Raw genomic sequence first — 13,171 nt, forward strand, 5'->3', positions numbered from 1 at the left:
TCACCCTTTCTAAAGTCTGGTAATTTCGTCAACAATGCTTCTGATCAGCAGATCATCGGCGATCAATTCCGCTCCATCCCGGTGAAGCAACGCCAGGAGCGCTTTGCCTGCCTCGTCAATAAAAGTAATGCCTCTGAGATCAATGAGCCGGGAGCGGTTCTTTTCGTAAACAAAGGTTTCGTGCCAGTAAAGCAGGAGTTCTTTCACCCAATCGGTGGTGAGTGTGCCTTCCAGTTTTACTATGATTGATCTGTCTGTGCTGTCAGCCGTTATTTTCATCATTGTCGTGTCTCCATTCGATGCCCATACAATGGCAATTCAATTGCCAAACCCGCGCCGACAATGAAAATATTTTTTAAACTGTTTAATTAGAATGACTTAAAAAAATTAGAGTGCCGATTGTTATACCCGTTGTCGAAGGCGTGCCGACGCCAGTGCCGACGATATTTCGGCGCGTGCCGATATTTCGGCACGAGTTTAGGGTTTAAAAGGCAAAAGGACTTAAAGGACAAAAAGGACAAAAAGGACTTAAATTCGAAACCCCTGATCCCTGACCCCTGACCCCCATAAGCGCCAGGATAAGGATTTCAGGCCCGCAGGGTCGTCGTGTAATAGCCGTGGTGCGAAGCCCACGGTCACGGCCAGGACGGGACCCAAACCCAACAAGAACATCGTTTAATGCCAACGGAAAGAACACAGGTTTTCTTATCCTGGCGCTTATGCCCCTGACCCCTGACCCCTGACCCCGGCTTTCAATGCCGGGTAATGCCCAGTTTTTCCATTCGCGACTGAAGAGTGGTTCGTTTCAGGCCAAGTTTCACGGCAGCTCCCGAAGGACCGCCGACCACCCAGTTGGTTTCACGCAAGACACGCAAAATATGCTCGCGTTCATTTTCTTCAAGCGTGGTGCTGGTGTTGTTGGCGGAAGGCAGTTCAGCCGTGGTTTTTGGCTTGAGTTCTGCCAGCGGGATTTCCAGTTGTGGCGTGGAGGTGAGGATGGTGGCACGCTCAATGAAATTCTCCAGTTCGCGGATATTTCCTGGCCAGTGATATTTGGTGAGCGCGGTCATAGATTCAGCCGGAATGGTTTCAATCCGTTTTCCCATGCGCTTGGCAAACTTGCTGGCAAAATATCGCACCAGGAGCGGGATGTCTTCCTGCCGTTCACGGAGCGGGGGCAATGTGATGGGAAACACATTGAGGCGGTAATACAAATCCCGGCGAAATTGATTGGTTTCGACCATGTGTGCCAGGTCGCGATTGGTGGCGGCAACCAGTCTGAAATCAACCCGTTGCGTGCGCGTACTTCCTAAACGTTCAAATTCCTGTTCCTGCAGCACCCGGAGCAATTTGGGTTGGAGTTCAAGCGAGATTTCGCCAATTTCATCAAGCAACAGCGTCCCCCGATGCGCCAGTTCAAACCGTCCGGCCCGCTGGGCAATGGCACCGGTAAACGCCCCTTTTTCATGGCCAAAGAGTTCGCTTTCAAGCAATCCGGTTGGAATCGCGGCACAATTGAGTTTGACCAGCGTTCGGTCACGGCGCTCGCTAAGATTATGGATGGCCCGGGCAATAATTTCTTTTCCGGTACCGGTTTCGCCATAAATCAGCACGGTTGAATTGGTCGGAGCAACGGTTTCCACCTGTTTGAGAATGCGTCGAAACGCCGGACTGGTGCCGATAATCTGCTCGAAATTCCAGACCGTGTGGAGTTCTTCTTCAAGGTAGAGTTTTTCCTGGGTGAGTTTGTTTTTCAGAATTTCGATTTCCTGATAGGCCAGCGCGTTTTCAACCGCAATCGCCACCTGACCAGAAATATGTTTGAGCAACTCTAAATCTGACTCGGTGAAAGTATTGGTTTTACTACTGCTAATCCCAATCACCCCCAGTTTTCGACCATGTGAAATCAGCGGAACAATACAACCTGATAACCGACCACGGGTCGCCACATAGTCTCGATCTGCTGGAAATCGTTCAAAATCAGGCTGTTTGAGGAGCAACCCGTTGCCGGTTTTGAAAACCCATCCGGCTGGCGTACCTTCCAGATGAAAGACATCTCCGGCGCGGAGCAATCCTTCATCTGCCGAGAGATTATTGGCGAAAATCCGAAGGAACTTATGCTCAGTGTCATAGAGTGCCAGGCCAATGGTTTCAAACGGCATAAGGCTGGTCAGGCTGGTCGAAATCGTTTTGACCAGTTCTTGTAAATCAAGGTGTGAGACAACCGCATTGTTGACATCCAGCAGAAACCGCAGAAGGTCGCGTTCGCGCGATGCCTGCTGTTCAGCCTGCCGCGCCCGTTCAAAATTGAGCACATTTTCGACCGCAATCGCCACTTGACTGGAAATGTTGGTCAGCAGATTGAGATGATCTTCTGTGAACCCACTCATGTGGGTGCTGCCGACCCCCAGAACTCCCAGTTTATGTCCATGTGAAGTCAGTGGAACCAAACAACACGAGTTGGCTCCAGTCAGGTCCCGATAAGGCAAGCTGGCGGAAAATCGTTCCAGATCAATATGGTCAAGCCGGAGTGGCTGGCCCGACATAAAAACCAATCCAACCGGTGTGGCTTCCAGGGGAAAGACATCTTCTTCATCAGTCGTTCGCGGGTTATCAATCAGGAAATAAGTAAACCCCCGCATGTGATGGGAGTCAGCGTCATAGAGCGAGATCCCGGAAAATTCCACCGGCATGAGATTTTTTAATTTGGAGGCAATGGCTTTGACCAGATCTTTCAGGTCCAGGTGCGACACCACCGCGTTGTTGACATCAAGCAGAAACCGCCAGAGGTCGCGTTCCCGTGTTACCTGGTGCTCAGCCTGGCGCGCACGTTCGAAATTGAGAGCGTTATCAACCGCAATCGCAATCTGGTTTGCAATTTGAGTGAGCAACGCGGCTTCATCGCTGGTAAAGGACCTTTCACTTAACCGAACCACGCTTACCGTCCCAATCGCTTTGCCCTGAGAGATGAGCGGCGCCGCACAACCTGATTTAATTCCAATGGCAAGTGCTTTTTGGACAATGGGTGACTTTGACTGTTGCAGAAAATCAAGCGAAACGAGTTTGGTTTGCCGGGTTCGAAATGCCTCGGTAATCGGAAAATCATCCATCGGCAACAGGTCACCTTCCTGGATAAACAACGGCGCTTCGGGCTCAAAGTCCGGGCGCGGCTCCAGTGCAAAGGCCCGTAAGCCTCCGCTTTGGGGATCGTAAATTGTCAGGGCTGCCCCCTCACATCGAATCATCCGGTGAATGGATTCGGCAATGGCTTTAAAGAGTGCGCGTAGTTCAAGGTGGGCGGATGTGGTATTGGTAACTTCAAGCAGCGATTGCATTTGATCAAGTCGTTGTTTGAGATCGGCTTCGGTTTTTTGCGCCGTTTCAGCCCGGTGTACCTGAGCAATGGCACCTGAAATTTGCCGATGGAGAGCCTGCAGAAATGTTGAATCAAACTGACTCATCGCCGATGGTTGAACTCCAAGCAGCATCAGGAACCCAGTGGGTTGGGAGTCAACCGTGACCGGGAACAGCCGGTACTGGTTGATTCCATTGTGGATCAGACATCGTTCCACCTCTGACAATTGGTCAGAGTGGAATTCAGGCAGCGCCGGGCTCGCCGTTCCACGCTGGTATCGAACTCTCAATCTCCCAGTTTCATCATCGGGGAGGAGCATGGCGAGACTTTCAAAGGAAAAGAGTTCACTCAGCACTGGAGCGAGTGCCTCCACGAGTGACCCAAGATTTTTGGCACGGACACTTTCTTCCTGAATCTTCAAAAATACCTGAACATTCGTCGGATCTATTCCATCGTGAAGGGGCGGCGTCAGGTTCATGATGTGCTCCGAAAGGGAATTTGGAATGCAGCATCATGAACCGGTTTTTTGGGCTCGGGTAGTATTTTTTTGTGGATATCAGAACTGACTTCAAGGCAAATGGTGGTTAGATAGTCCCTGATTTTTCAGCCGGAAATGTACCGCCATCAGCCGTGGCAGATCAGTTGGGAGCGCCTCGCTCTCTCGCCATTCATCCAGATCAAGCAGCTCAAACCCGGCGCGAAATCCGCTTTTGACATAGTCTGAAAGGTTGTGGAGAAACGCCGTTACTCGCACCAGTTCACCGGTTTCCTGATGGGTAAACTGGGCCTGCCGTCCGGCAAGTTGCCGGGTGGGATGGAGTTCGCTGAGATAGAGGTCTCCGCCAGGGCGCAACACACGGGCTGATTCAGAAAAGAAATAAGCCAGATTTTCGATGTGTTCCAGGACCAGCAGCACCACAATCAGGTCTGCCGAAGCATCGGCAATCGGCCAGGGTTGGGTCAAATCGTGCTCAATAAACTGGACGGTCTCAGTTGTTACGCGTGCTCGGGCCTTGCTGAGCATCCCCGGAGAAAAATCCAGTGCTCGAACGCTGGCGGCGTGCCGGGCAAGCCACTGCGTGTTGTATCCGGTACCACAGCCAACCTCGACGACGTGACGTCCGGTCAATTTGAGTTGACTGTCCCGGAGCTTTGCAGCGGCCAGTTCACGGGTGCGGTTGGCGTCATGATCATAGGTTTCGGACCAGTGATCATACGCGGTAGAAATATCAGATTTTGGCTGGTATTCAGTCATAAGTTCACCGAAGGTCGAGTGTCATCAAAAAGCGGTCGTGGTCTGTAAATCCAGTCCGGGCATAAAATTGACGAGCCATCTCTTTTTCCCGCTCAACTTCTAAATGGAGCACCTTAACGCTATTTTCACGGCAAAAAACAATGGCCGCGTCGAGCAATTCCCGGCCAAGGTTGTGCCCCCGGAAATCCTGGGCAACAAAGAGTTCGTCAATGAACGCATCCCGTCCGCCGTATTCAAAACTAAACCCAAATGTAACAATGATATAGCCGGTGATCTGACCTGGTGTTTCACCCACCAGGATCCCACCAAGCTGGTCGTTTGAGACAAACAAGTTCAAATTTTCGCGAGCGAGGTCTGGCTGAAACCAGTAGCCGTCTTCACGATAATAGTCAGCCATCAGATGGGCAATTGATTCGATATCTGATGGGTTCGCCGGATGAATATGTCTTTGAGGAATTGAAGAACTCATATCAATCTCATCATTCATAAATAACTAGCCAAGCGATATTGCTGACCGAATTGGCACGTAACTGGCGCAAATCAATTGGAAATCAGCATCGGCCTCAACAAGCTGGAAGAAGTCATCATTCGATAAATTCTCTCTGGATAAGCAGCGGTTGCCTAATTCGTCTGGATCCTGGGTGGTGGAATATACAAAAACACATTCAATATCTTCCACTCCAGCATAGCCACCATATACAATCTTGTCTTCATCTTCTTCGATGAGTGGCAATTCATATTTGACAAAGGAGCGCCGGAAAAACACACATAGGCGACTTCGGGTTATTCGCTCGATGGTCGGTATTTTCCCCCGTTCCTCAGGTAAATAATAACTGGAAAAGCTAAACTCGAATTGCGCATTTTCCTCATATCGAATCTGTGAAGAACCTGATCTGGCTGGTGATGGATCTGGCTGGCCAGTGATTGGAACATCACAAAATCGTTTGAAAACAGGCCAAACCTGCCCTGGTGTCGCTCGATGAATGTCAATTCCAGCCTCATTCAACATCTGCTGGAAAAGATCAAACAGGTTTTTGACATTGTTCATTTTCATTTCCTGACTCTGAGCATGGGTTACCTGAAGGGAACGCGATCATTCGACTTTTCAAATAAACCTTCTGTCCCTTGTCCAATTGGATGTGTAAGCTGATGATTTTTCGAGGGTTCTTCAAAATATTCTATCTCTGAGATACGAACATAAGCGAAATGTCCATCTGGATATTCAATTTGAAGAAGTTGCCGGAATTCATAAGGGGTTTCTGTGTAGGTCGAGCAATATCCTTTCAACCTCACATTTCGAATCACCGTGCCGGACTTGAGATAAACCGACACAGGCTGATTTTTCAGGGAATTGATATGGATCTCCTTATTGATTTCAAGGCGATCCCCATTGAAGTGCCGATCAACCGGTTTCCACAGGGTGAAGAAAATCCGAAGGGCGAAAATCGCACCTAGAATAATCAAAACAGGAATGAGGATAGGGTAATAGTCGGCCATGAGCCCTCCTGATTTATACCTTGGGGGATGCGAAACCTGGGTATTGATTGGGGAATCCCAGAAAGCGTTCCCAAAAAATCAGTCAGCGTGCCAGTCAGAAATAAGTGAATTTATACCATTTTGGAATGAAGTGATCGTATTAGAGAACAGTCAAGTAATTCAATCATTTGAAGTTAGTGAGCTACTGACTACGATCTACTGACTACAAACTGGTATTATTTTTGATTGCTACGCCTGGAACAAAATTCCGGATACCTGTCTTCAAAACCAAATCGCCTGACCTGAATCCGGGTCCGCTGGATGAGTTCAGGGTGGGGCAGTTTGTGCGTAACGGTCCAGACAAGCTCGTCCAAATTGATAATTGCATCGTGTTGACCAAATTCATCTGGTTCGAAGGCTTCCAGTTCATCGAGAAAATGTGAGACGTGCCGGATGGCTTCCGGTTCGTTTCCGGCCCCAGCAAAGCAAGCCGCGAGTTGTTCACGACATTTGACGGCTCTCCACTCAGGCCACTCACGGGACAGCCGCTCCTGGTCAATTTTTTGGTACGCAGTGATGGCCTGTTCCCAGGATTGGGAATCGCCCAGCAGTGCCAGATCATGAAAACAATGTGCCAGATAGAGCTGGGCGATAACGTTCTCTGGATCCCAGGAAACTGCGGATTGAAACCACCTTATTGCCTGTGAAAGAAAGTTCGGCTGGTCATCTTCAAGTAACGGGTGATTACAGAAAACCTGTCCCAGGGTATAGGCAATAAAACTGTTGTGCGGCGCCAACTCAAGTGCCTTCAGGAGCACTTGTTCGGCTTCGATAGCAATTGCCACACGTTTGGCGGATGTCGGACAGATCCAGCCTTCAAGCCACGTGCAGGCTGAAATTCCCCAGGAATGAAATACCCGTGGATTTTGGGGGTTGATCTGGGCAGCGGTTTGATAAATGAGGTGCAGGCTATCCCACCCTTTTTCAAGTGTTTCGAATTCAAGTGCCACCGCCAGCCGTCGCAGCCTTTCTTCGGCTGGAAGATCAATCATTTTTGTCTCATCCAGGAACGCCTCAAGTGCTGAGCTGGTGACATACACCACGCTTTCATCCGTAAAAGACCGAACTGCTTTTTGGAAAAGATCAGCCTGGAGTTGGGGGATGTCATTCATACATAACTCAGCACAAAGTGGTCGTGTGTTGCCAGCAGATCAAATCCAGCGTCGAACCCGTGCGCAATACTGGGTGTAAGACTCACCAAACGCATCAGTCAAATAGGCTTCTTCCCGACGGATAACCAGCACCGTCAAAGCAAACAAAATAAATGGGATAAAGACCAAAATCCAGCCAATATTGCTCAACAAGCTCACCCCGATGGTCAGGGCTGTCATCGCCACATACATTGGATTTCGACTGAAGCGGAAAGGTCCCTGGGCAACAATCTGATTGGCTGGTTGATTTGGGTAAATTCCGGTTCGAATCTTCCAAAAAGTCAGTAACGCCCAGGCCAGAATGCCCACTCCAGCAACCACAATGGCCCAGCCAGTCAGGACCCGAACCGGTGCTGGGAGGATGGCGCTGAATGGGGCTGGTTGAAGGTGATGGAGCCCCCATCCGCCGAGCATTCCCGCAACAAAGAGCAAGGGAGGCGGAAAGTGGACTCCGGGGTTTTTCAATGGTTGGTTTGACATGACGGACTTGGAACCGATTTCAACAAGTAATTTGCAAAAACCACCGAATTTGCTCGATAATTTTCCTGGTTTCAGGACCATCGTGAAGCAAATCAATGGTATGCGGGGCTTCTGGGTGATTGATCAAGGAACCTGGAAGGTTGAACCTTAAAGCGTCAACCAGAAACCGGTCAAGCGTGTCGTTCAGGTGCGGACACTGGCCCTGACCGGCTTTTGCGAAGAACATCGGCTTCTCTTGCGGCGTGATACCAGGTTGGGCTGAGGGTATCGGGCTAAGGGCTGGGGGAAATACAATATTTTCAATATTTTAGCCTTCCCATAACGCGAAGGCTTCATTCCAAAATGGGGTGAGGTGATTCACCTGGTTATAGATTTCGAACCGTTTCCAATTCATTGTGCTCGTGAGGGAAAAGATATGGTGCTGGCTTCATTTACCATTCTCAAGGAATCTCCGCCAACGAGATGCGAGGTGTGCCATCAGGCAGATTGTTTTGATCCAGTTCAGTTGATTTGCATCCGTTGCGACCACCCAATCTTACAACCATCATTACCTCAAAATCAGACATGGGTGAATCTGTTCAAATTTAAATGGGTTCAGTTGGTTTTATCAAATGTCTGGTTTGCGGTCTACTTCTGGACAACCTGGGAACGGTATCAAAAGGAAGCCTCCGGGTGGTATTTGGCCGAACTCGTCACCGCCTGTAGCCTCATCATTTCGATAACTGTTGGAGCGCTTTTCAGCCACACCAAACAATACACCGAATCAACCCTCAGACTATTATTGAATATTTGGCTTACCGTTGCTGCAGTTGGGCTTATTGTATTTCAGTTTCATCGAATGAAAGTCTCCCTCAGTGACCCTGGCGGCTCCCTGGCCTGGGGGAGTTACTGGATACTGTCAATTACTGCCATCATTGGTACGATTTGGACCTGGGTAAGCTGGCTTCGGTGCCGCGTGGAGAAGAAAAATTCCCTCACGGCTGGTGAGCAATGATGTGGAGAAAATTATGCGTACATCACTGATTCTATTGTGGTTGGTTATTCTCTTTGGGTTGAATCCCGGCCTGGTTCATTCACAAAAAACGAAAGCACTGGTTAAAGCCGATGATATTTTGATCATTGAAGCGGTAATCAATGACTTTGCGGGCCCTCAAGGAATCAGGCTTGATCCACAGGTTGTCTCGGTTTTGCTGTATCAACAAACTCGGGTTGGTTCAGGCTATGTGAGTCGTGCCCAGTTACAGTGTGATTTACAGATAGGCTGCCAGATTCCAGATGAGATTGTCGAAAGTTTGCAAGATCGAAATCAAAAATCAATCCAACTCACAGACTTCAGATTCAGTAACCCTTCACTAAAAGTCGTTCAAAGAGCGACGACGAAACCAGATTTTCCGAGGCACGATTGGGATTTTATGCAATTGAAAAAGATGTATCCACACGCGGAGGTTTTGATAGAGACCTACCTGCCAGGATATTCAAAAGATAGGACTCAAGCGGCAATTCGATTTATGTTTGAACCAACGCCACACGGTGCATCAGCAACGTTCCTGCTCTCTAACAAGCACGGGAAGTGGGAAATCCAGTGGCGAAGCATTGCCTATTACACCTGATTCACAAAACAGGAACAAACCCAGGAACCAACATGAAATGAGGAGGACCAGAAATGCCATCAATTCCAACTCAATTGACCGAAAATCTGACTGTTTCAGACCAGCAGGCCGTTGATCGCTGGTGGTCACATCTGGACGCACAAACACAAACGCAAATCAAAATGCTCTGGGACGCACGGCAGGATTTTTGTGCTTATGCCGTTGAGCCAGATGAAACCGGAGATTCCCGCTGGCACCGAACCCCAGTCATCATCAGCGGAAAATTCTATGAAGAAGATCCCCCAACCCCGGAAGAACAATGGAGCGCGGATTACTATGAATTTCTGGTCAATCACCCGGAGATTCAGGAGATCATGTTGATGACACCTCGAATTTTCCACATCTGCACTACCCATGAAAACGCACGTGACGTGCTCAAAGCTGGAAAGATTCCGGCGGATTTTATCTGTCCGTTTTCATCAAACACCTGCCCAATGTTGGCTATCCTGGCGCTAAGTCCCGGCCAATCATTGTATTTAAGCGGAAAACAGAAGATGGGGTGAAGAATGAAGAAACCATTTAGTGGTTAGTGATTAGTGGTTAGTGGTTAGAAATCAATACTTTCGAAGAAGAACCAAGAATTTTTTTCAGCCCCGAACTCTTCAGCCCAAACGAGTTGACCCGGTGTAGTTTCTCAAACAGGATTGAGTTCTCAACGCTTTCAACTCTGGAGAACCCAACGATGTCACGTCCTTTTCGCTACTTTCTGCGCGTCCGATTTCATGAATGCGATGCGCAGAAAGTTGTTTTTAATGCGATTTATGGCACTTATGTGGATATTGCAGTGCTCGAATTCCTGCGGGCAATCGGGCTTGGCGAAGCGGTAACCGGCCAGTTTGACTACCAGCTTGTCAAACAAACGGTTGAATGGAAGGCCCCTGCGCGGTTTGATCAGGTGCTTGAAATCTCAGTGTGGGCCAAACACCTTGGAAATACGTCGTTTACGCTGGCCACCGAGTTCCGCTTGGCTGGACAAAGCCAAATCAATGCCAGGGTTGAAACTGTGTATGTCCTGGTGGACGCGCAAACGCTTTCCAAAACGCCGTTACCCTCTGACTTTCGTCACACGCTTGAAACCGGAGGCTGGGGACTTTGGGTTGACCATGCCTCCTGTACTGTTCACCGCGAAGAGCACCCAGACGAACAAACCACTCAAAATTACAAAAACGAGGCACTTCAATGAGTTATGCTCACCATCTGCTTGGACTTGGATCAGGCATTCAATATCCGATTGACCAGTTAATGAATCTTGATCCGGTGGATAGCCGCCCGGTCACCATGATACTTGATCTGGAACGTCTCAAAGCGGAGAAGCCTGATTTTGCCTGGTACCATCCCGAACGGCGTGATATGTGGCGGTTTGGCGCGTTGCTGGCGCTAGATTGCGCGGATCCCGCTGATCACCCCTTTATTGTTACCCTGGGCGAAGGCTGCACGCCGCCGCGTGAATACCCCACGCATCCAGTTGCGCAAAAATACGGGTTTACACTCCAGATGAAAGATGAAGGCAAAGCCGAGCCGGGTTTTGGTGCCAATCCGACCCAATCGTTCAAAGATCGAGGGATGGCCATGACGGCGTCAATGGCGCGGAAGTTTGGCTTGAAAAAGCTGGTCGTTCCTACGCAGGGAAATGCTGGCGATTCGATGATGGAGTATGCGCTCGCAGCCGGAATGGAAGTTGCTGTCATTATGCCGGATGATACGCCCATGCCGATTCAAGGGCGAGTTGCAGCCATGTCATTTCGCACACCGCAGGTCAAACTTGAACTGGTCAAAGGGACAATTCGCGAAGCCGGTGCCCTGATGCGGGAAAAATATCTGCCGGAAGGCTATTTCAACGTGGCAACCTTCCAGGAACCTGGCTGGCGCATTGAAGGTAAAAAAACGCTTGGTCTTGAACTGGCGGAACCACTGCCCGGCTCAACCCGCTGGCAGGTCCCGGATGTGATTGTCTATCCAACTGGCGGAGGGACCGGTGTGCTTGGGATGTGGAAAGCCTTTGATGAACTTCAGGCCCTGGGGGTGATTGGTTCCAAGCGTCCACGAATGGTTTGCGTCCAGTCCACGGTTACCGCTCCGATTGTCAATGCCTGGAAGGAAGAAAAAGGCGACACGGTTGTTACCGGTGGCGGGCAGACATTGTGTACGGGTCTCAATGTGCCAGCCGGAGTTGGGCATTTCAAAGTTCTTGAAATCATTCGAAACAGTGACGGATGTGCGATGGCGGTTGAAGAAGCCGAGACGGCACGGGCACTCCAGGAGGTCTGGCGGGATACCCGGTGGTGGATCTGCCCCGAAGCCGCCGCCTGTCTCGCGGCACTTGAGCCGCTGGTCGAGCAGAGAATGATTCGGAAAAATGACCAGGTGGTGGTGGTCAACACTGGTTCGTTGGAGAAGTATCTGCCTGAGTTGCGGTATCTGCTTTAGAACCAGAATGAAAGAAACCGTGCCTGTAATAAATTGAGAAGATTTGGAATTTGGGCATTCGTTTTTGACTCATCCACCCAGGAAAGATTATGGCAAACCGCGCCTATTTATTTTGTACTGATGTAATTGAGGAATCTATCTGGTGGAACCGAGACCGGAAATATTATGACTCCCGGTGGCAAATCCCACTGGCCTGGTTTTTCTTCTTTTCAGCGGGAGATCTTCATTGGTGGGAGCGTCAGGAGTCTGGTGATAGTTGGAAAGAAGTGAAACTCTGGACTGAGAAAGAAAACGCGCTCAAGCGGTTTTCGCAACGGAGGAAAGTACTTGAACCCATCATCAAAGATCGCCTGGATGTACAAATCCTGGATAGGTTTAAACGAGAGATCATCAGCTTGAAAGGGATATATTTGGTGCTTGATCCGGAGGAAATCATTGGTGGGATTTCTTATCCCGACCTGGAGCACTTTAACGCTATCAAATGCATTCTTGAAACCATTGACCATGGTGATGCCTCAACCGTCAAAAACCTTTCTGGGCTGGGAATCTATTTTCAATTCAGTGATGACCCTGGCCGATGGGAACTCAATGTGATTGGGTGTACATACTGAGAAGAAAAGAGGAAATAAGCCTTGTTGGAAATTTGTGGTTTGGAGCCTGGAGATAAAAAGCAGATGTAGGTGCCCTAACCGACAGTTGTTTTTATCCCCAATTCCAATTCGTTCATTCCATCAATTTTCTGCAACTAATATGTCTAATATTTTCCACTCTTTATTGTGCTTACAAAGTGTAATCCCTAGTGTGGCATCTCCTGAAGAATTATCCTCAAAATAGAGCCAAAGCCGAAGAGAACAGTAAACGGAGGACTTGAGCAATTTATTGATTTCCTCTGGGGAGCCTTCACCCTCAAGAAATGCGCGCAAGTGAAGCGGTGTTTCCAGTCCAGTCGAGATCACATAGTTGTCATCCAACGGTTCATTGAGAACAACCCCTTCTGAGCCAGCAATCTGGTCACCTTTTTTAAGCCCCATTCTTTGGACAAAGCGAGCAGCCAATCGGTCCTTAATATTGGTACCTTTTGCCAGGTTGGCCAGGGAAATGAGGAATTCAATGCTTTCATTCCGAAACTGATCTTGATCTTTCCGGTTTTCAGGCAAAATAATAGCTATAGCTTTTCAGGGAGTCGGAAGAAAATAATCTACCGATTTGAATCAAAACCAAGAAATTGGTGACGGGGATAGGCTATCATAGACCAAAAATGAGGAGAACAGGCCGATGGCCGAACCAATCACACCGGAAATCAAAGACTTGCTCAAAG

General features: G+C 49.1%; 16 protein-coding genes. 6 read left to right on the top strand and 10 right to left on the bottom strand.

The annotated features are described in order from the left end of the window. Window positions 1-9: 9 nt before the first annotated feature. From HY774_25505 to HY774_25545, 9 genes are all read right to left on the bottom strand, one after another. On the bottom strand, window positions 10-282 hold the full coding sequence (locus tag HY774_25505; GenBank protein MBI4751855.1) for a hypothetical protein: 273 nt from the start codon (window positions 280-282) through the stop codon (window positions 10-12). A gap of 470 nt (window positions 283-752) precedes the next feature. Beyond that, window positions 753-3,833 carry a sigma 54-interacting transcriptional regulator gene (locus HY774_25510; GenBank protein ID MBI4751856.1) on the bottom strand — a complete coding sequence of 1,027 codons (3,081 nt, stop codon included), beginning with the start codon at window positions 3,831-3,833 and terminating at the stop codon, window positions 753-755. Window positions 3,834-3,923: 90 nt separating this feature from the next. Next, window positions 3,924-4,610, bottom strand: a complete 687-nt coding sequence (locus HY774_25515) for a class I SAM-dependent methyltransferase (protein ID MBI4751857.1) — start codon at window positions 4,608-4,610, stop codon at window positions 3,924-3,926. Between the two features lie 4 nt (window positions 4,611-4,614). Continuing rightward, window positions 4,615-5,079: a GNAT family N-acetyltransferase gene (locus tag HY774_25520; protein MBI4751858.1), complete on the bottom strand. Its 465-nt coding sequence runs from the start codon at window positions 5,077-5,079 to the stop codon at window positions 4,615-4,617. 24 nt (window positions 5,080-5,103) lie between these two features. Then, entirely contained in the window at window positions 5,104-5,658 is a 555-nt protein-coding gene (locus HY774_25525) for a hypothetical protein (protein ID MBI4751859.1), read from the bottom strand. 26 nt (window positions 5,659-5,684) lie between these two features. Next, window positions 5,685-6,107 carry a hypothetical protein gene (locus tag HY774_25530; GenBank protein MBI4751860.1) on the bottom strand — a complete coding sequence of 141 codons (423 nt, stop codon included), beginning with the start codon at window positions 6,105-6,107 and terminating at the stop codon, window positions 5,685-5,687. Window positions 6,108-6,322: 215 nt separating this feature from the next. Continuing rightward, entirely contained in the window at window positions 6,323-7,258 is a 936-nt protein-coding gene (locus tag HY774_25535; GenBank protein MBI4751861.1) for a hypothetical protein, read from the bottom strand. A gap of 39 nt (window positions 7,259-7,297) precedes the next feature. Beyond that, complete coding sequence (locus tag HY774_25540) at window positions 7,298-7,777, bottom strand: isoprenylcysteine carboxylmethyltransferase family protein (GenBank protein ID MBI4751862.1); 480 nt, start codon at window positions 7,775-7,777, stop codon at window positions 7,298-7,300. A 19-nt stretch (window positions 7,778-7,796) separates the two neighbouring features. Beyond that, complete coding sequence (locus tag HY774_25545; protein MBI4751863.1) at window positions 7,797-8,003, bottom strand: hypothetical protein; 207 nt, start codon at window positions 8,001-8,003, stop codon at window positions 7,797-7,799. A 189-nt stretch (window positions 8,004-8,192) separates the two neighbouring features. Here HY774_25545 and HY774_25550 point away from each other — a divergent pair, with 189 nt between their 5' ends. The 6 genes from HY774_25550 (at window position 8,193) to HY774_25575 (ending at window position 12,464) form a co-directional block, all read left to right on the top strand. Beyond that, window positions 8,193-8,771, top strand: coding sequence for a hypothetical protein (locus HY774_25550; GenBank protein ID MBI4751864.1), 579 nt, complete (start codon window positions 8,193-8,195; stop codon window positions 8,769-8,771). Window positions 8,772-8,784: 13 nt separating this feature from the next. Next, window positions 8,785-9,387 (top strand): hypothetical protein, encoded by a 603-nt coding sequence (locus tag HY774_25555; GenBank protein ID MBI4751865.1) that lies wholly within the window; start codon window positions 8,785-8,787, stop codon window positions 9,385-9,387. A gap of 53 nt (window positions 9,388-9,440) precedes the next feature. Next, on the top strand, window positions 9,441-9,929 hold the full coding sequence (locus HY774_25560; protein ID MBI4751866.1) for a hypothetical protein: 489 nt from the start codon (window positions 9,441-9,443) through the stop codon (window positions 9,927-9,929). Between the two features lie 179 nt (window positions 9,930-10,108). Beyond that, window positions 10,109-10,609 carry an acyl-CoA thioesterase gene (locus tag HY774_25565; protein ID MBI4751867.1) on the top strand — a complete coding sequence of 167 codons (501 nt, stop codon included), beginning with the start codon at window positions 10,109-10,111 and terminating at the stop codon, window positions 10,607-10,609. Continuing rightward, window positions 10,606-11,853, top strand: a complete 1,248-nt coding sequence (locus tag HY774_25570) for a threonine synthase (protein ID MBI4751868.1) — start codon at window positions 10,606-10,608, stop codon at window positions 11,851-11,853. Before HY774_25565 ends, HY774_25570 begins: the two co-directional genes overlap by 4 nt. An 89-nt stretch (window positions 11,854-11,942) precedes the next feature. Then, entirely contained in the window at window positions 11,943-12,464 is a 522-nt protein-coding gene (locus tag HY774_25575) for a hypothetical protein (protein MBI4751869.1), read from the top strand. Between the two features lie 120 nt (window positions 12,465-12,584). On the opposite strand, the gene HY774_25580 is transcribed toward HY774_25575, so the two are convergent. Next, entirely contained in the window at window positions 12,585-13,010 is a 426-nt protein-coding gene (locus tag HY774_25580) for a hypothetical protein (protein MBI4751870.1), read from the bottom strand. Between the last annotated feature and the right edge of the window lie 161 nt (window positions 13,011-13,171).

The sequence above is a fragment of the Acidobacteriota bacterium genome (assembly GCA_016208495.1).
Taxonomy (GTDB): Bacteria; Acidobacteriota; Blastocatellia; order Chloracidobacteriales; family Chloracidobacteriaceae; genus JACQXX01.

What these genes read in the sequence shown, in the direction of transcription:
- HY774_25530 (MBI4751860.1), bottom strand. Translation starts at nt 6,107, where the DNA reads ATGGCCGACTATTACCCTATCCTCATTCCTGTTTTGATTATTCTAGGT.
- HY774_25560 (MBI4751866.1), top strand. Translation starts at nt 9,441, where the DNA reads ATGCCATCAATTCCAACTCAATTGACCGAAAATCTGACTGTTTCAGAC.
- HY774_25515 (MBI4751857.1), bottom strand. Translation starts at nt 4,610, where the DNA reads ATGACTGAATACCAGCCAAAATCTGATATTTCTACCGCGTATGATCAC.
- HY774_25520 (MBI4751858.1), bottom strand. Translation starts at nt 5,079, where the DNA reads ATGAGTTCTTCAATTCCTCAAAGACATATTCATCCGGCGAACCCATCA.
- HY774_25570 (MBI4751868.1), top strand. Translation starts at nt 10,606, where the DNA reads ATGAGTTATGCTCACCATCTGCTTGGACTTGGATCAGGCATTCAATAT.
- HY774_25535 (MBI4751861.1), bottom strand. Translation starts at nt 7,258, where the DNA reads ATGAATGACATCCCCCAACTCCAGGCTGATCTTTTCCAAAAAGCAGTT.
- HY774_25550 (MBI4751864.1), top strand. Translation starts at nt 8,193, where the DNA reads ATGGTGCTGGCTTCATTTACCATTCTCAAGGAATCTCCGCCAACGAGA.
- HY774_25575 (MBI4751869.1), top strand. Translation starts at nt 11,943, where the DNA reads ATGGCAAACCGCGCCTATTTATTTTGTACTGATGTAATTGAGGAATCT.
- HY774_25545 (MBI4751863.1), bottom strand. Translation starts at nt 8,003, where the DNA reads ATGTTCTTCGCAAAAGCCGGTCAGGGCCAGTGTCCGCACCTGAACGAC.
- HY774_25540 (MBI4751862.1), bottom strand. Translation starts at nt 7,777, where the DNA reads ATGTCAAACCAACCATTGAAAAACCCCGGAGTCCACTTTCCGCCTCCC.
- HY774_25505 (MBI4751855.1), bottom strand. Translation starts at nt 282, where the DNA reads ATGATGAAAATAACGGCTGACAGCACAGACAGATCAATCATAGTAAAA.
- HY774_25510 (MBI4751856.1), bottom strand. Translation starts at nt 3,833, where the DNA reads ATGAACCTGACGCCGCCCCTTCACGATGGAATAGATCCGACGAATGTT.
- HY774_25565 (MBI4751867.1), top strand. Translation starts at nt 10,109, where the DNA reads ATGTCACGTCCTTTTCGCTACTTTCTGCGCGTCCGATTTCATGAATGC.
- HY774_25555 (MBI4751865.1), top strand. Translation starts at nt 8,785, where the DNA reads ATGCGTACATCACTGATTCTATTGTGGTTGGTTATTCTCTTTGGGTTG.
- HY774_25525 (MBI4751859.1), bottom strand. Translation starts at nt 5,658, where the DNA reads ATGAACAATGTCAAAAACCTGTTTGATCTTTTCCAGCAGATGTTGAAT.